Origin of the sequence: Kitasatospora sp. NPDC091335 (assembly GCF_044757205.1) — a bacterium.
Lineage (GTDB): Bacteria > Actinomycetota > Actinomycetes > Streptomycetales > Streptomycetaceae > Kitasatospora.
On the sequence record NZ_JBIVUM010000018.1, the window covers coordinates 122,049 to 139,800 of the forward strand.

Genomic DNA, 17,752 nt, shown 5'->3' on the forward strand with positions numbered 1-17,752 from the left:
CCCGGTGCGGACTCCCGCGCCGGGCCGGTGAGTTCGATCAGCTCTGGGTGGAACGGCGGCAGGAGTCCGCCGAGACGACGGCCGGGACGTAGTCGGCCCGCAGGAGGTGGTAGCAGTCCTGGAACGCCTCCTCGCCGCCGGCCGCGCCGGCCGCGAGCCCCCATCCGCCGCGCGTGAGGTCGAGCGTCGCCGCGTAGTCGAGCCGCTCCGGCGGCTGTCCGCCGAGGCGCCACGGCTGCGACAGGGCCGACAGCCCGACCGTCACCGTGGTGCCGGTCGCCTCCCTGACGGATCCGACCCAGTGCGGGCTCTCGGCGATCAGCCGCCGCGGCAGCGCCTCGTCCGGCTCCGGGACCTCCACCGGCGCGGAGTGGCCGGCCCCGATCAGGGCGGACCCGGCCAGCAGGGCCAGCAGCCGGGCGAGGAGCGCCGGGGGCATCGCCGGATCCGTCGACTCCGCCGTCAGGTAGCAGTCGTCGTGCCCGGAGTACCAGAAGCGCGAACCGCTGAGGCGGGGGAGGACCGGCTCGCCGGCGACGACGGCCGCGCCGACGGCCAGTTCGAGCGCGTCGAGCCGCTCCGCGGTGGTGCCCGCCGGAACGTCGACCAGCGACAGCTCGTACGGCGCCCAGCCGCCGCCGAGGAACCGGGGCAGGTCGTCCCGGCGCATCATCAGGAACTCCTCGCCGAGGTCCATCGAGCCCGCGGCCCGGTCCCCGACCGGGCGGGCGGTGCAGGCCACGCCCCGCTGCGCCGCGATCCGGGACGGCGGCCACGGCCGGTTGTCCTTGTCGAAGAGGCTGTTCGATTCGAGGTTCAGGACGACGACCGTGTCGTTCGCCGTGCGGGTGAGCACGTCGATCAGCTCCCAGGCCCGGGCAGCCGCCCCGCTGACCGTCCACGAGCCTTCGGCCTCGGCGACGTTGAAGCTCAGCGGGAACGGCAGCCGCTCCAGCCCGACACCGTTGGCGCCGAACGCCCCGTGGCTCTCCACCGTGATCACTGCCGTACCCCCCGGATGAACCCGCCCACACCGTGACCTGCGCGGACCATCATCCCCCTGCGCCGTCGCGAGCTCCGCCACGACCCCCCCGACCTCCGGCCACCTACCCCGGCCAGGGCCGCCGCCCTGGCAGGATGGCGGCATGGAACGAGTGCTTGGCATCGGCGGGTACTTCCTACGGGCCGCCGACCCGACGGCGCTGAGCGCCTGGTACCGCGAGAGCCTGGGGCTGGACACGGACGAACACGGCCTCTGGCATCAGCAGGCCGGCCCGACGGTCTTCGCCGCCTTCGACTCCGGGACCGACTACTTCGGCTCCCGCACCCAGCAGACCATGCTCAACTTCCGCGTCCGCGACCTGGACGCGATGCTCGCCCAACTGCGCGCCCACGGCGCCGCCGTGGCCGAGGAGACCCAGGAGATGGCGGGCGTCGGCCGGTTCGGCTGGGTCACCGACCCCGAGGGCAACCGCGTCGAACTCTGGCAGCCCGCCTGACCGAGTCCCGCTCCGGACCGGAATGAACCCGGAGCGGAAACGTCGTGACTGCCGCCCGGCAAATACCTTGCCCCGTAAGGGAAGTGGGGTTTTCTGGGGGTGCTTATCGGGGGCATGCCGGATGTCCGCCCGCGGCGCCGGGCCCGAGACTCGAACCATGCGCATCACGCGGGCCGGTTGGGCCATCATGACGATGCTGTCCACGCTGATCGTCGTCATCTCCGCCAAGTACTTCCGCCTCGACCCGGAGGCGTTCTTCGAGGAGCAGCGCGACACCTACCTGACCCACCAAGTCCCGCTCGCCATCCACATCTCCGGCGCCATCACGGCCCTGGCCGTCGGCCCCTGGCAGTTCTCCGAGCGCCTGCGCGCACGCGAGCCCCGCCGGCACCGCCGCATCGGCGTCGTCTACCTGCTCGGCTGCCTGACCGGCGCGGTGGGCGCCCTGCTGCTGGCACCCGTCGCCTACGGGGGAGCGGTCGCCGGGCTCGGCTTCGCCTGCCTGGCGGTGGCCTGGCTGATCACCGGCGCCATGGGGCTGCGGACGGTCCTCGCCGGCCGGATCGCCGACCACCGCCGCTGGATGATCCGCAGCTTCGCCCTCACCTTCGCCGCCGTCACGCTGCGCCTCATGGTGCTCGCCGCCACGACGGCCGGCCTGGGCCTGCGCCCCGCCTACACCGCCGTGGCCTGGCTGTGCTGGGTGCCCAACCTGCTGCTGGCCTGCTGGTTCACCCGCACCCGGGCCCGCATCCGCCGCGCCGGACCGGCCGACCCGGCTTGAGGTGAGGCCTGCTCGGGTTTCCCCGTCGGCGATGCGTCGACCGAACGCCGGCGCCCGGGAGGCGTGGCGGGGCCCGGCCCACCGGGTGCGGGGCGGTTGTTAGCCCGGCCAGGCAGCAGTGTTCCTCCGCCCGAGTAGCCGGGCGCTCACCCGGGCGGCGGGCGCCTCGGCCCGGGTACGGATCGGGGCCGGCGCGGGGAAACAGCCCCCGCCGACGAAAGCCCGACCCAGAACTCCAGGAGGCCGAACATGGCCCGCATCAAGCCCCTCGCCCTGACCGCCCTCGCCGTCGTCGGCGTGCTGGCCGCGAGCACCGCGACCGCCGCCGCCGAGGCGAAGCCCACCGGCAAGCCCGTCGGCAAGCCGGCCGTCGTCATTCCCCACAACCCGACCACCACCAACCCCCAGCAGCTGGCCGCACACGACCAGGTCACCGGCGACTGGGTCGACGTGGCCCCGGGCGGGAACGGGTACGCCTACGTGACGTGTCCGTCCGGCGAGGTGCCCACCGGTGGTGGCGGCCAGACCAGCGCCTACGCGATCTTCTTCACCGACTCCTACCCGGACGGCAGCTCCTGGGTCGTGCGCGGCACCAACACCGGCAGCGGGACCGAGTCCATCCGGGCGACCGCGGTCTGCACCACCCCCTGACCCGGGGCTGAGCGACCCGGGCCCGGCAGCCGGGCCCGGGTCGCTCCACGTCCGGCGAGGGTCACTGCGGCAGGGGTCACTGCGGCGGGGGCAGCAGCCCCAGGTCCGAGACCGGTCCGAGGTGGGCGAGCTTGTCGGGGTTGGACACGGCGTGGACCGCCCGCACCGCGCCGTCGGCGTCGATGTCCAGCCCGATGACGTTGACCACGCGCTGCTCGGCGTCGTACGGCACCGCGCCCGGGCGGCCGTTGACCCATGCGGGGGTGAGGCGGGCGCCGAGCCGGCGGATCCGGCGGAAGCCGCCGACCAGCAGCCGGGCGACGCGCAGCGGGTCGGTGACGGAGCGGCCGAGCGCACGGGCCTTGCCGCCGCCGTCGCCCTGGAAGACCACGTCGGGGGCGAGCATGCCGAGCAGCGCCTCCGGGTCCCCGCCCTCGGCGACCTCGAAGAAGCGGCGGGCCAGCTCCTCGCCCTCCGCGCGGCGGGCCGGAGCCGGAACGGCGGTCCCGTCCCCGGCGACGGCCAGGCGCTTCCTGGCCCGGGCGAGGATCTGGCGGCAGTTCGCCTCGCCGCGGCCGACCATCCGCGCGACCTCCGGATAGCCGTACCCGAACGCCTCGCGCAGCGTGAACACCGCGCGCTCGACGGGGGAGAGGGCCTCCAGCAGCACCAGGAACGCCATCGACAGGGTGTCCGCCAGCTCCGCGTGCTCGGCCGGGCCCGGGCGGGCGGTGTGGCGCGGGTCACGGGGCCGGACCGGCGGGGGGATGTCACAAAACGGCGGGCCGTTCTGTCTCAAGGGGCGACAACGGGACACCGACCGAGGAGCAACCGTCATGGAACCCCGCCTGAACCCCTTCACCAGCCCCGTCATGGGCAAGGTCTTCAAGCACGTCATCGCCGCCCACAAGCCCATCGCCGAGTCGAGCCTGCCGTACGCCGTCCAGGAGTTGGTGCGGCTGCGGGTCAGCCAGATCAACGGCTGCGGCGCCTGTCTCGACATGCACTACAAGGAGGCCGTGCACGCCGGCGAGGACCCGGTGCGCCTCAACCTGGTCGCCGCCTGGCGCGAGGCCACCGTGTTCACCGACGCGGAGCGCGCCGCGCTGGAACTCGCCGAGGCGGGCGCCCGGCTCGCCGACGCGGCCGGCGGGGTGAGCGACGAGGTGTGGGCGAACGCCGCGAAGCACTACGACGAGGAGCAGCTGGCGGCGCTGGTGTGCGTGATAGCGCTGATCAACGCCTTCAACCGGGCCAACGTGATGACCCGCCAGCCCGGCGGCGGCTACGAGGTCGGCATGTACGGGCACTGAGCGGTCGCTTCGTACGTCCACCGACCATCAACCACCGTGGTGCACCGGGCCGGTGGCGCGTCCGTCGGAACCGGGCCGGACGGACGCCGGTCCGGAGCGGATGGCGGCCCGGCGCCGGGCCGTCCACCTCCGTCACCGCTGCCTCTCTTTCGAGTGATCAACGGCGTGACACCCGCTCCGACGGCGGGAGATGCGACAGGGTGGGCCGGACACCTCCGTCGTATCAGAAAGGGACAGGTGGGTTCCGTGGTGACTCGGACAGAGCGCGACCACTTCCAGGCGATGTTCAGGAGGCTGGACGTCGACGGTGACGGGGTGATCGAGCAGGTCGACATCGACCAGCTGGTCCACAAGGTGCTGCGGCGGGTCGGCGCCGGCGAGCCGGGCACGGAGACCTGGCGGCGGGTGGTCGGCCTGGGCAACCGGATGTGGCAGGAACTGCTCGACGGCACGGACGCGAACGGGGACGGCAGGGTCACCGCCCGGGAGTTCGTCGCCGCCTACCGGCGGCCCGACTTCCTCGACCAGGTCGCGGTGCCGTTCGAGCTCGCGATCCTGGAGGCCGCCGACACCGACGGTGACGGCAGGATCTCCCTGGCGGAGTGGCTGACCTGGCAGCAGGCCAAGGGAGTCGCCTCGAACGAGGCCCTCGGCGAGTTCCAGCAGATCGACGCCGACGGCGACGGCCACCTCACCCGGGACGAGTGCGTCCAGCACATCAAGCAGACGTACACCACCTGAGGCCTGCGCCCGAACGCGGCGGGGCCGACCGGCAGTTCGCCGGCCGGCCCCGCCTCCGCGGGACCGCCCGATGGCCTGGTCGCCCGGCTCCGCGGCCGGGGCCCCTTCCACGGGCCCCGGCCGCGTCGTGCGAGGCGGGCGGCACCGCCCCCGTACGTCCTTGCGGGGCGGGGGAGTTCAGCCCAGCGCCGCCTCCACCGCCCGCGGCGTCCAGTGCCCGGCCGCGCCCGGGCGGGTGGCGAGGTAGCCGGCCGTACGCCAGGGGCCCCAGCCGTGGGACTCGGCCAGGCCGGCCGCCAGGGTGCGCAGGTAGGGCCGGGTGGGGGCGTTCAGCTCGGCGCCGGCCACGCCCCAGGAGGCGGTGAAGGTCAGCAGCGGCCTCCCGTCCGACTCGCCGACGTGCAGCAGGGTCTGGTAGCGGCCCGGGCCCAGTTCGTCGCGCCCGGTGGCGAGCACCGGGGCGAGGTCGAGGTCGGTGCCGGGGGAGCGGCCCATCTCCTGGGCGGCGACGTCGCTGAACTGACTCAGCGTCATCAGATAGGCACGGCACGGCACTTCGCCTCGCCCGGCCGGGTCGTAGAAGGCCGAGCCGCCGCCCCAGGTGCGCGAGCGCCCGGCGAAGTACAGCGTGCCCGGCAGCGCGGTGGCCACCGCCCGGCGCGGCGGGCGCCGGTCGCGGGCACCCGGCTGGTCCTGCGCCCCGCCGTCCGGGCGCCCGCCGCGCAGGTAGCAGGCGAGACGGGCGGCGTGCAGGTTCGAGCCGTACGCCACGTACCAGACGAGCATCGTGTTCTCTCCCGCCGTCGCGGCCCCGGCACCATCGCGCCCGGCACCGTCGCGGCCCCGGCACTGTCGCCGTCCTGGTAGTCCGCGATTCCCCCTCACCGGCGGAAACGATCGACATCGCGCGAAATGTCATTCGATTCGCGCCGTCGTCGACGCCGTACGGCATCGATGATGAGAATCTCCTTTGATCGCACCCCCGCTGCATCCAGCCGGCTCCCAGCACGGTCATGGTGGATGGGCGCGCGTCCCGGAAGGTGACAACGGCACCGTACGCGCTCCCCAGGACCCCGGAGCCGAGGAACCCCACCCATGGACGCACGCCCCGAAACGGCCGGACCAGGCACGCTGCACCGCCCCCACCCGGGCCACTCCGCGGCGGGCCGGCCGGCGGCCCAGGCCCCCGCCCCCCGCAGCCTGCTCGACATCATCGCCGCCACCGCCGACGCCCACCCCGACGCGCCCGCGCTCGACACCGGCGACACCGTCCTCGACTACCGCGCCCTGCTGCACGAGGCCGACACCCTCGCCGGCCTGCTCGCCGGGCGCGGCATCGGCCGCGGCGACCGGGTCGGCGTCCGCATCCCCTCCGGCACCGCCGACCTGTACGTCGCCATCCTCGCCGTGCTGCGCTGCGGCGCCGCCTACGTCCCCGTCGACGCCGACGACCCCGACGAACGCGCCGAGCTGATCTGGCAGGACGCCGCCGTCTGCGCCGTCCTCGGCCCCGGACGCGCCGTGCACCCCGCCCCCGCCGCCCGCCCGTCCGGCCGCCCCGCCCGGCCCGCCCCCGCCGACGACGCGTGGATCATCTTCACCTCCGGCACCACCGGCCGCCCCAAGGGCGTCGCCGTCACCCACCGCTCGGCGGCCGCCTTCGTCGACGCCGAAGCCCGCCTCTTCCTGCCCCGGCAGCCCCTCGGCCCCGGCGACCGCGTCCTGGCCGGCCTCTCGGTGGCCTTCGACGCCTCCTGCGAGGAGATGTGGCTCGCCTGGCGCCACGGCGCCTGCCTCGTCCCCGCCCCCCGCGCCCTGGTCAAGGCCGGCACCGACCTCGGCCCCTGGCTCGTGGCCCGGCGCATCACCGCCGTCTCCACCGTCCCCACCCTGCTCGCCCTGTGGCCGCAGGACTGCCTGGACGCCGTCCGCCTGATCATCGTCGGCGGCGAAGCCTGCCCCGCCGAACTCGTCGACCGCCTCGCCACCGGCGGCCGCGAGTTCTGGAACACCTACGGCCCCACCGAGACCACCGTCGTCGCCACCGCCGCCCGCCTGACCCCCGGCGAACCCGTCCGCATCGGCACACCCCTCGACGGCTGGGAGATCGCCGTCGTCGACCCGGCCGGAAACCCCGTCCCCTGGTACGCGAGCGGCGAACTGCTCATCACCGGCGTCGGCACCGCCCGCTACCTCGACCCCGCCAAGGACGCCGAGAAGTTCGGCGCCCACCCCGCCCTCGCCTCACCCCGCGTCTACCGCAGCGGCGACCTGGTGCGCAACGACCCCGAAGGCCTCGTCTACCTCGGCCGCGCCGACGACCAGGTCAAACTCGGCGGCCGCCGCGTCGAACTCGGCGAGATCGACGCCGCCCTCCAGGCCCTGCCCGGAATCCGCGCCGCCGCCGCGGCCGTCCGCAGGACCCCCGCCGGCACCGACCTGCTCGTCGGCTACCTCGTCGCCCACCCCGGCACCACCTGCGACCTCGCCGCCGCCCGCCGGCACCTCCTGGAACGCCTGCCCGCCCCGCTGGTGCCCGTCCTCGCCCTCGTCGACTCCCTGCCCACCCGCACCTCCGGCAAGGTCGACCGCGCCGCCCTGCCCTGGCCGCTCACCGGAACCGCCACCACCGGCCCCGCCCCCGCCGGCCCCGGCACCACCGCCCCGGCCCCGGACGGCACCGCCGGCCGGCTCGCCGCCCACTGGGAACGCCTGCTCGGCACCACCCCCGGCCCCGACGACGACTTCTTCGCCCTCGGCGGCTCCAGCCTCACCGCCGCCCGCCTCGTCTCCGACCTGCGCACCGGCCACCCCGGCGTCTCCGTCGCCGACCTGTACGCCCACCCCCGCCTCGCCGACCTCGCCGGCTACCTCGACACCCTCGCCGCCACCGAGCCCGAGGAGACCGTCGCCACCGCCGCCGTCCGCCACCGCACCGTCACCCGCACCCCCCGCAGCGCCGGAGCCTGGCAGACCCTCCTGCTCCTCGGCATGTTCTCCCTCGCCGGACTGCGCTGGACCCTCACCCTGATCGCCCTCGACAACCTCACCGGCAACCACCTCGCCTGGGCCCCGCACAGCTCCTGGTGGCCCGTCGGCGCCGGCCTCCTCCTCTTCCACAGCGCCCCCGGCCGCACCCTCCTCGCCGCCGCCGGCGCCCGCCTGCTCACCGCCGGCATCCGCCCCGGCAGCCACCCCCGCGGCGGCCACGTCCACCTGCGCCTGTGGGCCGCCGAACGCTACACCGCCATGCTCGGCACCGCCGCCCTCGCCGGCACCCCCTGGGCCACCCGCTACGCCCGGGCCCTGGGCTGCCGCGTCGGCCCCGGCGTCCACCTCCACACCCTGCCCCCCGTCACCGGCCTCGCCCGCCTTGGCGCCCACGCCAGCATCGAACCCGAAGCCGACCTCGCAGGCTGGTGGCTCGACGGCGACACCCTCCACCTCGGCCACCTCGACATCGGCGAAGGCGCCCGCATCGGCCACCGCGCCACCCTCATGCCCGGCGCCCGCATCGGCGCCCACGCCGAGATCGCCCCCGGCTCCTGCGTCACCGCCACCGTCCCGCCCGGCGAACACCGGCACGGCTCCCCGGCCCGCCCCACCACCGACAACCCCACCCACTGGCCCACCACCCCGGCCCCCGCCGCCCGCCACTGGAACCCCGCCTACGGCGCCGCCCTCGCCCTCTTCGGCGTCCTCCCGGCCGTCGCCGCCCTGCCCGCCCTGCTCATCGTCTACCCGATGATCGACACCGACACCACCCTGACCGGCGCCCTCGTCCAGCTCCTGCCCGCCACCGTCCCCCTCGCCGCCCTCACCCTGCTCTGCTACGCCACCCTGACAGCTCTCCTCGTCCGCCTCCTCTCCCGCCCGCTGCGCCCCGGCTTCCACCCCGCCACCGGCCGCACCGCCTTCTGCGCCTGGGCCGTCAGCCGCCTCAGCGACACCGCCAGGCGCACCCTCTTCCCCTTCTACGCCGGCCTCTTCACCCCGGTGTGGCTGCGCCTGCTCGGCGCCCGCGTCGGCCGGCGCGTCGAAGCCTCCACCGTGCTCGCCCTGCCCGGCCTGATGCGCGTCGACGACGGCGCCTTCCTCGCCGACGACACCCTCGTCGCCCCGTACGAACTGCGCGGCGGCTGGCTGCACCTGGGCCCCGCCCACATCGGCCGCCGCTCCTTCGTCGGCAACTCCGGCATCGTCGGCCCCGGCCGCCGGCTGCCCGACAACTCCCTGGTCGGCGTGCTCTCCGACACCCCCGCCCACGCCCCCGAAGGCTCCTCCTGGCTCGGCCGCCCCGCCTTCGCCCTGCCCCGCGTCGCCGCCACCGGCGCCGAAGAGCGCACCTACGACCCGCCCCGGCGCCTGATGTGGGCCCGCGCCGGCGTCGAACTGTGCCGGCTGCTGCCGATCGTCCTCGCCGCCCTGCTCGGCGACCTCGTCCTCGCCACCCTCCAGGAACTGCGCGACGACTACGGACTGGGCACCGCCCTCGCCGCCGCCGGAATCGTGCTGACCTGCGCCGCCGTCATCGCCTGCGCCGTCACCACCGCCGCCAAGTGGCTGCTCGTCGGACGCTTCCGCGTCGCCGAACACCCGCTCTGGTCCTCCTTCGTGTGGCGCAACGAGCTCTACGACACCTTCGTCGAGGAACTCGCCATGCCCTTCGGCGGCCACACCATCACCGGCACCCCCTACCTGAACGTCTGGCTGCGCAGCCTCGGCGCCCGGATCGGCCGCGGCGTCTGGTGCGAGACCCACTGGCTGCCCGAGACCGACCTGGTCACCGTCGGGGCCGGCGCCAGCGTCAACCGCGGCACCGTGCTCCAGACCCACCTCTTCCACGACCGCGTCATGCGCCTGGGCCCCGTCCACCTCGCCGCCGGCGCCACCACGGGCCCGCACTCCGTCGTGCTTCCCGACTCCACCCTCGGGGCCGGCGCCACCGTCGGCCCCGCCTCCCTGGTGATGCGCGGCGAGAACGTCCCCGGCGCCACCCGCTGGCTCGGCAACCCCGTCGCCGCCTGGGACGCCGACCCCACCCCGCCCCCGGGGCGGCGCCGCCGCAAGGCCGTCGCGACGGTGTGACGCGGATCACGCGCGCGGGGCGATGAGTTCGCGGTGCGGTCACGGTCCATCCCCGTGACCGCACCGCGCTTCTTCGAGAGGACCATGCCGATGACCACCCCCGCCGTGAAGGGCCCCGCCTCCTACTTCCCGTCGATCGAGAAGAAGTACGGCCGCCCGATCGAGGAGTGGAAGGACCTCATCCGCGCCTCTTCACTTACGAGGCACATGGAACTCGTCGCCTGGCTCAAGGCCGACCACGGCCTCGGCCACGGCCACGCCAGCGCCCTCGTCTCCCACACCCTCGCCGAGAAGGCCGCCTGAACCCGCCCGCTGCCGCGACGGCCGGCGGCGTGATCAGGGGCGCGAGCCGCAGGCCCGGACCGCGAACGGTCCGGGCCCGCGGTCCGGGAAGGCGGATCAGACGTCAAGTCGCTCGGCCGGACCGTCAGGTGCGGGCCGCGGCCACCGCGTCCGTGTACAGCTCGGTCGTCAGATCGCCCTCGTTGATCCCGAGGCCGGCCAGGACGGCCCGTACGGTGCTGAGCGCGGCTGCGAGGTGGTCCTGGGTGGGCGCGATGGTCTCGACTTCGACGAACGTCGCGTCGATTTCCGGGACACGGACGAGTGTGGCGAGGAACTGCCGGCCGTCACGTGCGAAGGCGTAGTTGCGGCACCGCTTCTCGAACCGGATGCGCGGAGTGAAGCCGAGGCCGCTGATGATCTCGTGAATGGCTTCGGCGTCCGCCACCCGGGTCTCGGCCTCGGGCTTCGACCCGGATGCCTCGTCCACCCGGGCGCCCTTGTACGTGAGCACGGTGCGGGTGTCGTCGGGCCCGTGGACGGTGCGGATCCTCAGCTCACGGTCGGCGCCCGTCAGACTGCCGTCCGGGGCGTCGTAGTAGGTGTCGCGGTACACCTCGGCACGGCCGGCTCCGTACAACTCCTCCAACCGTGCGAGGACGTGTTCTGGATCGCGTACGACGGCCTTGAGCTCCGCCTCGATCGCCATTCCGGTTCCTCCTGTCGCCGCCGCTCTCGGGCTGAAGCCGATCACGCTTCCGGGCTTCTTTCGGTGAGGCATCGGCCCGAAGCCCGTAGGTATCAGCCGACTATGTGTCAGTTGACGATTATGGTGAGCTTGCTGAAACTGTTGCGAGGCTACTTGCGTTCAGTGTCGTGGCACGGCGGTATGGAAGAGATGGGTGGGCCCCGGCGGCTCTTTCGCCGGGGCCCACCCACTCGTCATTCACCCGTTACGGCTGGACCGGGAACTCGCCGGCCTTGACGGCGTCGAGGAAGTTCTGGAAGGCAACAGGGGTGAACTCCAGGACCGGGCCGCGCCGGTGCTGCTTGGTGTCGCGCACCGGGATGGCGCCGGCCGGGGTCCGGCCGACCTCGACGCAGTTGCCGTTCTCACCGGCCGAGTAGCTGGATTTGGCCCAGCCGTAGCCGCCCTGGTCGAGGGTGGTGCCGTCGTGCATGGTCAATCCTCCCGGCCTGGAACCGATCGCGCCTCCGGGCTCTTCTACCCGCGGACGCCTCGACCGAAGCCGGGCCCACGCGGTTCGGGAAGCCGGATCAGACGTACCTTGGCACGGCCGACGCCGGAGGGACTTTGGAGGGGACGCCGGGGCCCGTCCTTGCCCCGCTAGGCTGCGGGCATGACGATCAAGGCTGTGGTGTTCGACGTCGGGGAGTGCCTTGTCGACGAGACCCGGGAGTACGGCACCTGGGCCGACTGGCTGGGTGTGCCGAGGCACACGTTCGTCGCTCAGTTCGGCGCGGTGATCGCGCAGGGCCTGGACTACCGGGAGACCTTCCGGATCTTCGCTCCCGGTTTCGACCTCCACGAGGAACGCGAGAAGCGGGCCGCCGCCGGCCAGGCGGAGACCTTCGGCGAGGACGACCTCTACCCGGACGTCCGGGGCGCCTTCGCCCGACTGCGCTCGGACGGCCTGTGGTTGATGATCGCCGGCAACCAGACCGTGCGGGCCGGGGCGATCCTTCGCCGACTGTTCACGGGCGACGTCGACCTGATCGGCACGTCCGACGACTGGGGCGCGAGCAAGCCGGATCCTGCCTTCTTCGAACGCGTCGCCGAGGTGGTACCTGCCGAGCCGCGCGAGATCCTCTACGTCGGCGACCGGCTCGACAACGACGTCCTCCCCGCCCGGAAGGCGGGGATGCGGACAGCGTTGATCCGGCGCGGCCCGTGGGGCTGGATCCAGCAGCACGATCCGGCCGCGGAGCAGGCGACGTTCCGGATCGACTCGCTGGCGGAACTTCCGGAACTGATCGGCAAGTTCAACGCTGACGTGAGCTGATTCGTCCCGTCGTTTCGGACTCGTCGGACACTTGTAGGTCCCCCGTCGATAGGCCGTGCGAGGAGACAGGCGGAGAAGTCCTGGTGGACTGCCTCAGCGTCGGAGATGCCTCCGACAGGATGACGCCGACCCGCCCCACGGAGATCATGCGGCGGGAGCTCGCGGCAGGTGTCGTGGTCACCGGCCCGGTTCAGATGCTCGCCCGGCGCCCCTAGCGCACTGCGGGGATGGCCCCGGAGCGCCAGTCGGCCAGCCGCTTGCGGATGCCGGCCACCATCGGCAGCCCGTCCGTCTCGGCCGGAGCGAACCAGGCCACCTCGTGGGACTCCTCGGACACCCGCAGCTCCCCGCCGAGCGGGCGCGCGAGGAGGCAGATGGAGAACTCCTGGCGGACCTCGCCGTCGTCGTAGGCGAAGACGTGGCCGGGGTCGGTGTAGGTGCCGACGATCCCGGTGATCTCGACCTCGATGCCGGTTTCCTCGCGCGTCTCGCGGATCCCGCATCCGGCGAGCGACTCACCGATGTCCATCCTGCCGCCGGGCAGCGCCCACATCCCGTTGTCGGTGCGCCGTTGGAGCAGGACTCGGCCCGCATCGTCGACCACGACGACGGATGCGGCAGGGACCAGCGAGTTCGCCTTGGGGGCGTTCGGGTCGTCCTCGTAGTCACGCCTGGCCATGATCTGCCACCTCCGTTGTCGCGGCCGTCCACACGTCACGCCCCTTCGCCCACAAGTCCTCGACGTGGCCGGCGAAGCGATCGAACACACCGTCCTCCTGGGCCCGCCTGAAATGCATCATCGGGGCGTCGTGGCCGATCCTGCCGGGCAGCAATGGCGTGACGATCATGTCGTCGTCGAAGCGGGAGACGCTGAGTGAGACGTGCGCGGTCTCATATCGCGCCTCGATCGACGTGCCCCGCAGCTTGGCGAGTTCGGACAAGGTGATCTCGATCCGGGTCGACAGGCTCAAGGGAACGTCCTCCTCCAGCTCGCGCTGACGGTGGTCGGGTGCCCGGGCTCACCGAGAACGAAGCGGACCCGAACACCGGCCTCCGCCTTCTGCCGGAGCAGGCTGCCGAATTTCGCGTGCTCCAGCCACAGGCCCGGACCGTTCGCGGTCCGGGCCTGCGGTTTCGGGAAGCCGGGTCAGATGCCGCCGAACTCGCCGCTGCGGACAGCGTCGACGAACGAGCTCCAGGCCGAGGGCGGGAAGACCAGAGCCGGGCCCTGAGGGTCCTTGGAGTCACGGACCCTGCCCGGATGTGCATCATCTACCTCGATGCAACCGCCCCCACCGTTGCTGTATGTGCTCTTGCGCCACTTGGCGCCCGTTGGGTCATGCATGGTCCAGTTCCTTCCGTACTGCCCGGATCATGGCCAAAGTGTCCGGCTGGTTGAGCGCGTTGACCTGGAGTCGATCGTATCTATCGACCCATCGGGCCACTGTCTCGGCGTCTTGTTCCAGGTATCCCCGCTGGAGAGTCTCCGTGTACCCGACCAGGGCCCGATTCGGGAGGGTCAGGAGTGTGACGGGGTGGGACAGGGGCCGATCCTCGGCGAGGCGGTATGGGGCGACCTGAATAATCACATTCGGGCGGTCACTCAGGCTCTCCAGGTGAGAGAGCTGAACGGCCATGATCTCCCGACCGCCGATCGGTCGACGCAGGGCTCCCTCGTCCAGAACGGCATGGATCGTCGTTCCCCGGTCGAGCATGTGCTGGCGCTGGGCCAGCAAGCCGAGCCTTCTGTCGGCTTGCTCCCGAGTAGCTTCCCCGCGTCGGACGATGCCAGCTTCGTAGGCCGCACTGTAGTCCGGGTGCTGAAGTATGCCCGACACCATGTCCGTGTCGAACAGTCTGGCCGTGATCGCTTCGCGTTCCTTGCGAAGGTACTCGGAGAACCCCGGCAACAGGGCGCCATTCTTCCAGCTCCACCACAGTCCCGTCAGAGCACCGCCGGCGTCGAGGGCTGCGTCCACGCGTTCTACGAACTTTAAAGACGGGGCTTGTTTGGCTCGCTCCACGTTCGAGATGTAGACGTTGGAGTACCCGATTCTTTTACCGAGTTCGATCTGCGTCAGCCCGCTGGCCAGGCGGACTCTGGTGATCTGAACAGCCAGAGCCTCCAGCGGAGATGACGTCGGGTCAAGTGTTCGAAGAGTCAAGATCATTCTCTTTAAAATGCGCCGGACTAGAGATTTGAAACTCTTTCGATCCTAGAGGAGGCTGAGTCATCCTGGTAGTCATTCGGTCACTGACCGGAGTTGCCTACTGGGGCGGCGACAATACGCACCCCTCACGGAGACGCCCATGTCCGAAGACCGGAACTCCCAGGTCAGGCTCAACTCTCTCCAGTCGCTCACCCCCGTGGAGTTCGCTCCCGGAGCCGGCGGGAATCCCCACTGTCGCCAGCTGTGACTTTCAACATGCCACACATGGACATGAGTTGAGCACGAAGGCCTCCGCCCGCCGATCCGTCCACCTCGAAGTCGAGACCGGCCCCGTCCTCCAGGGCGCCCCCGTCCCGATCGGCTGACCAAATCCAGCGCACCCCCCTTGAGGCACCTCACCATGCTTAAAACCCACCGCCCCCGCGCCTTCGTCGCGCGCCTCGACTCCCGCCCCGAATCCGCGTCCCTGGCCCGCTACTTGCTCCGCGCCTACCTCTCCGGGCTGCCCGGCGGCGACCGCTACGCCGACACCGCCGAACTGCTCCTGTGCGAGCTGTTCGCCAATGCCGTCCGGTACTCCGACGCCCTCTCGGACCTGCGCATCGAGATCCGCTTCGCGCTCGTCGACTCCCGTCTCCGGCTGGAAGTCCATGACGCGGGAACCGGGCGTCCGTCCCTCCGCAGCGCCTCTCCGGACGACGAGCGCGGGCGTGGCCTGCTGATCGTCAACGAGCTGGCCGAGCAGTGGGGTTGCTGCCCGCACCCGGGCGGCACCGGCAAGTTCGTCTGGGCCCTCGTCGCCCCCGTCCCCGCCCCCGCCCTCGTCACCGTCTGAAAGACCGAGCCCCCATGCACCTCGCCACCCTCGCCCGGCACACCCTCTCCCGCGGCGCCACCCCCGCCGCCACCTACGCCCTCCTCGCCCGCCTCGGCCACAGGCCCGCCCCCTGCGCCCGGGCCGTCTGCCTCGCCCTCGACATCCCCCTCCCCGACATCTCCCGCCGCCTCGCCGACTGCCACGACGCCCTGCTCGCCGACCCCCGCCCCGACTCCGAAGCCGACACCGGCGAAGTCCTCGAAGCCCTCGGCGTCTTCGACGTCCCCAAGTCCCTCACCCCCACCGAACTCGCTGTCGTCGCCCACTTCCTGACCGCCGTCGACGCCCACGGCAGCCTCCGCCCCGGCCACCACCACGGCCTCACCCGCTGGTTCACCACCGGCAACCTCACCACCGCCTACCTCTCCCTCGCCGCCGCCCAGCCCCTGCCCCGCACCGGCGACCCCACCCGCTACTGGACCGCCCTGACCACCGCCGGCGAACTCCTCGCCACCGCCAATCCGGACGCCCGCATCCGCTACGCCCTCGCCCACTGCCGCGCCCGAGCCGCCGGGGCATCGCCGAACGAGCCGTACGGCAAAGGTCGTTGAGGACGGCCGCAGGCTCCGGCGATGCGATGATCGCGGCATGAAGATCCTGGTCATCGGAGCCACCGGCACCCTCGGACGCGCCGTCGCCGACAGCCTGGAGACGACCCACCAGGTCGTCCGGGCCTCGCGCGGCGGCCCCGTGACGGTGGACCCGGAAGACCCCGACTCCCTGGACGCCCTCTTCGCCGGCCTGCCCGACCTCGACGCCGTCGTCTGCTGCGCCGCCTCCGGCCCGCTGGTCGACCTGGCCTCCGTGACCGACGGGGAGTTCCTCGCCGGACTCCAGGGCAAACTCCTCGGCCAAGTCGCCCTGGCCCGCCGCGCCCTGCACCACCTGCGCGACGGCGGCTCCGTCACCCTCACCGGCGGCACCTTCACCACCCCGCTGCCCGGCGGCTCGCTCGGCGCCCTCATCAACAGCGCCCTGGAGGGCTTCGTCCGCAACGCCGCCGCCGAACTGCCCCGCGGCCTGCGGATCAACCTCGTCAGCCCCGGCTGGATCACCGAGACCCTGCGACGCCTCGGCATGGACCCCGCCGGCGGCACCCCCGTCACCGAGGTCGCCCGCAGCTACCTCAGTGCCGTCGAAGGACCCGCCCAGGGCCTGACCCTGCGCCCCTGAACCGCCCCGGCCGCGCGAGGCCGGGGATCACGGGCGCCGGGCCACGAAGACGAACTCCCGCCCCGGCCGGTCGGGCGCGTCGCGGACCTCCTCCACCACGAAGCCGCAAGCGGCCAGGTCCCGTTCGGCCTCCTCCCGCTCCCGGAAGCGCAGCGTCGAATCCGAGACCAGCACCTGCCCGTCCGCGGCGAACACGTACGTCCACCGGAACGTCACCAGCGGCCCGCGCACCTCGACCAGGTCGACCCAGCTCTCGACCGACCCCACCCCCGGGACCTCCGTCACCCGGTGGGAGCGCCCGCGCGTCCACTCCTCCCAGCCGCGAGCGGCCGGATCGCGGGTCTCGAAGACCAGCCGCCCGCCCGGCCGCAGCGCCGCGAAGGCCCCGCGCAACGTCCCCCGCCAGGCGCCCGCGCCGGTGATCGCCTGGGCGACGTTCGCCGTCATCGTCGCCAGGTCGACCCGCAGCGGCGGCAGGTCCGTCGCGTCACCGTGGACCCAGCGCACCCGCGCCGCACCGGGTTTGGCGCGCGCCACGTCGAGGGAGGCCCGGGCCGGATCGACGCCGACGACCTCGATCCCGCGCCCGGCCAGCAGCAGCGCGAACACCCCCGTGCCACAGCCGATGTCCAGCACCCGGCGCGCCCCGAACTCCCGCGCCATCCGCAGATAGGCGTCGAGATCGCCACGGTCGGGATCGAGCGGGTCGTAGACCGCTGCCAGCCGCGGGTGCCCGAAGCACGCGTCCACCATGGACCGATGGTAGGCGGGCCCCCTTCCGGCGCCAGACAGGTCTACACCACTGCGCGCCAGGCTGACCGGATCCCGCCTCCCGCCGGCCGCCCCCGTCCCCCCGTCAACCAGGTGCTCAGCAGTCCCTTCAGCGCCCGCAGCCACTCGGGCGGCGGGCGTCGGGTTCCGGACGAAGCCCCGGGCCCCGCTTGTCCGTCGGCGAACCGGGAGGGAAGAGTGGGTACTGCCGGCCGGCGATCGTGTCCAACTCCCTCGCGAACGAGAGGACATCGTCATGACCGACGTCTACGAACCCCCGATGCTCATCGAACTCGGCGACTTCGCGGCCCTCACCCTGGGCTTCGACTTCGGCAACCAGTCCGACGTCCACGGCTACTACCTCATCCCCTGAGGCAC

22 protein-coding genes are annotated in these 17,752 nt (G+C 72.9%); 12 read left to right on the forward strand and 10 right to left on the reverse strand.

Annotated features, from left to right (window positions below; all coding sequences use genetic code 11):
* Positions 1-37: 37 nt before the first annotated feature.
* Entirely contained in the window at positions 38-1,003 is a 966-nt protein-coding gene (locus tag ACIQOW_RS31295) for a hypothetical protein (protein ID WP_401090614.1), read from the reverse strand.
* Positions 1,004-1,145: 142 nt separating this feature from the next.
* Here ACIQOW_RS31295 and ACIQOW_RS31300 point away from each other — a divergent pair, with 142 nt between their 5' ends.
* From ACIQOW_RS31300 to ACIQOW_RS31310, 3 genes are all read left to right on the forward strand, one after another.
* Complete coding sequence (locus ACIQOW_RS31300) at positions 1,146-1,499, forward strand: VOC family protein (protein ID WP_401090616.1); 354 nt, start codon at positions 1,146-1,148, stop codon at positions 1,497-1,499.
* Positions 1,500-1,656: 157 nt separating this feature from the next.
* Positions 1,657-2,283 (forward strand): DUF2306 domain-containing protein, encoded by a 627-nt coding sequence (locus ACIQOW_RS31305; protein WP_401090618.1) that lies wholly within the window; start codon positions 1,657-1,659, stop codon positions 2,281-2,283.
* Between the two features lie 249 nt (positions 2,284-2,532).
* Positions 2,533-2,934, forward strand: coding sequence for a hypothetical protein (locus ACIQOW_RS31310; protein WP_401090620.1), 402 nt, complete (start codon positions 2,533-2,535; stop codon positions 2,932-2,934).
* 76 nt (positions 2,935-3,010) lie between these two features.
* Here ACIQOW_RS31310 and ACIQOW_RS31315 read toward each other — a convergent pair whose 3' ends face one another.
* On the reverse strand, positions 3,011-3,733 hold the full coding sequence (locus ACIQOW_RS31315) for a sigma factor-like helix-turn-helix DNA-binding protein (protein ID WP_401090622.1): 723 nt from the start codon (positions 3,731-3,733) through the stop codon (positions 3,011-3,013).
* 37 nt (positions 3,734-3,770) lie between these two features.
* Here ACIQOW_RS31315 and ACIQOW_RS31320 point away from each other — a divergent pair, with 37 nt between their 5' ends.
* Complete coding sequence (locus ACIQOW_RS31320) at positions 3,771-4,247, forward strand: carboxymuconolactone decarboxylase family protein (RefSeq protein ID WP_401090624.1); 477 nt, start codon at positions 3,771-3,773, stop codon at positions 4,245-4,247.
* Positions 4,248-4,493: 246 nt separating this feature from the next.
* The gene (locus ACIQOW_RS31325) at positions 4,494-4,988 is read left to right on the forward strand and encodes an EF-hand domain-containing protein (RefSeq protein ID WP_401090626.1); all 495 of its coding nucleotides are present in this window, start codon (positions 4,494-4,496) and stop codon (positions 4,986-4,988) included.
* Between the two features lie 177 nt (positions 4,989-5,165).
* Here the strand turns inward: ACIQOW_RS31325 and ACIQOW_RS31330 are convergent, their stop codons facing one another.
* The gene (locus ACIQOW_RS31330; protein WP_401090628.1) at positions 5,166-5,774 is read right to left on the reverse strand and encodes a histone deacetylase; all 609 of its coding nucleotides are present in this window, start codon (positions 5,772-5,774) and stop codon (positions 5,166-5,168) included.
* Positions 5,775-6,083: 309 nt separating this feature from the next.
* Here ACIQOW_RS31330 and ACIQOW_RS31335 point away from each other — a divergent pair, with 309 nt between their 5' ends.
* A complete protein-coding gene (locus ACIQOW_RS31335; RefSeq protein ID WP_401090630.1) occupies positions 6,084-10,076 on the forward strand; it encodes a Pls/PosA family non-ribosomal peptide synthetase in 3,993 nt (1,330 codons plus the stop codon).
* Between the two features lie 90 nt (positions 10,077-10,166).
* The gene (locus ACIQOW_RS31340; protein WP_401090632.1) at positions 10,167-10,379 is read left to right on the forward strand and encodes a DUF4287 domain-containing protein; all 213 of its coding nucleotides are present in this window, start codon (positions 10,167-10,169) and stop codon (positions 10,377-10,379) included.
* Positions 10,380-10,503: 124 nt separating this feature from the next.
* On the opposite strand, the gene cyaB is transcribed toward ACIQOW_RS31340, so the two are convergent.
* Positions 10,504-11,067, reverse strand: a complete 564-nt coding sequence (gene cyaB, locus ACIQOW_RS31345) for a class IV adenylate cyclase (RefSeq protein ID WP_401090634.1) — start codon at positions 11,065-11,067, stop codon at positions 10,504-10,506.
* Positions 11,068-11,311: 244 nt separating this feature from the next.
* Positions 11,312-11,539, reverse strand: a complete 228-nt coding sequence (locus ACIQOW_RS31350; protein ID WP_401090636.1) for a DUF397 domain-containing protein — start codon at positions 11,537-11,539, stop codon at positions 11,312-11,314.
* Positions 11,540-11,719: 180 nt separating this feature from the next.
* Here ACIQOW_RS31350 and ACIQOW_RS31355 point away from each other — a divergent pair, with 180 nt between their 5' ends.
* Positions 11,720-12,382, forward strand: a complete 663-nt coding sequence (locus ACIQOW_RS31355; RefSeq protein WP_401090638.1) for an HAD family hydrolase — start codon at positions 11,720-11,722, stop codon at positions 12,380-12,382.
* 211 nt (positions 12,383-12,593) lie between these two features.
* Here ACIQOW_RS31355 and ACIQOW_RS31360 read toward each other — a convergent pair whose 3' ends face one another.
* The 4 genes from ACIQOW_RS31360 to ACIQOW_RS31375 all read right to left on the reverse strand — a co-directional run bounded on the left by ACIQOW_RS31360 (position 12,594) and on the right by ACIQOW_RS31375 (position 14,553).
* Positions 12,594-13,061 (reverse strand): NUDIX hydrolase, encoded by a 468-nt coding sequence (locus tag ACIQOW_RS31360; protein WP_401090640.1) that lies wholly within the window; start codon positions 13,059-13,061, stop codon positions 12,594-12,596.
* Positions 13,048-13,353, reverse strand: coding sequence for a hypothetical protein (locus ACIQOW_RS31365; protein ID WP_401090642.1), 306 nt, complete (start codon positions 13,351-13,353; stop codon positions 13,048-13,050). Before ACIQOW_RS31365 ends, ACIQOW_RS31360 begins: the two co-directional genes overlap by 14 nt.
* A 176-nt stretch (positions 13,354-13,529) precedes the next feature.
* The gene (locus ACIQOW_RS31370; RefSeq protein ID WP_401090643.1) at positions 13,530-13,727 is read right to left on the reverse strand and encodes a DUF397 domain-containing protein; all 198 of its coding nucleotides are present in this window, start codon (positions 13,725-13,727) and stop codon (positions 13,530-13,532) included.
* Complete coding sequence (locus ACIQOW_RS31375; protein WP_401090645.1) at positions 13,720-14,553, reverse strand: helix-turn-helix domain-containing protein; 834 nt, start codon at positions 14,551-14,553, stop codon at positions 13,720-13,722. Before ACIQOW_RS31375 ends, ACIQOW_RS31370 begins: the two co-directional genes overlap by 8 nt.
* Positions 14,554-14,953: 400 nt before the next feature.
* Between ACIQOW_RS31375 and ACIQOW_RS31380 the strand changes: the two genes are divergently transcribed.
* From ACIQOW_RS31380 to ACIQOW_RS31390, 3 genes are read left to right on the forward strand one after another with little or no spacing between them, the layout of a single operon-like run.
* Positions 14,954-15,388, forward strand: a complete 435-nt coding sequence (locus ACIQOW_RS31380) for an ATP-binding protein (protein ID WP_401090647.1) — start codon at positions 14,954-14,956, stop codon at positions 15,386-15,388.
* A gap of 14 nt (positions 15,389-15,402) precedes the next feature.
* Positions 15,403-15,981, forward strand: a complete 579-nt coding sequence (locus ACIQOW_RS31385; protein WP_401090648.1) for a hypothetical protein — start codon at positions 15,403-15,405, stop codon at positions 15,979-15,981.
* Between the two features lie 37 nt (positions 15,982-16,018).
* Positions 16,019-16,603: a short chain dehydrogenase gene (locus ACIQOW_RS31390; RefSeq protein WP_401090650.1), complete on the forward strand. Its 585-nt coding sequence runs from the start codon at positions 16,019-16,021 to the stop codon at positions 16,601-16,603.
* A 27-nt stretch (positions 16,604-16,630) separates the two neighbouring features.
* Here the strand turns inward: ACIQOW_RS31390 and ACIQOW_RS31395 are convergent, their stop codons facing one another.
* Entirely contained in the window at positions 16,631-17,356 is a 726-nt protein-coding gene (locus ACIQOW_RS31395; protein ID WP_401090652.1) for a class I SAM-dependent methyltransferase, read from the reverse strand.
* A gap of 274 nt (positions 17,357-17,630) precedes the next feature.
* On the opposite strand from ACIQOW_RS31395, the gene ACIQOW_RS31400 reads away from it, so the two are divergent.
* Entirely contained in the window at positions 17,631-17,747 is a 117-nt protein-coding gene (locus ACIQOW_RS31400; protein ID WP_188295462.1) for a lasso RiPP family leader peptide-containing protein, read from the forward strand.
* The last annotated feature ends 5 nt before the right edge of the window (positions 17,748-17,752 follow it).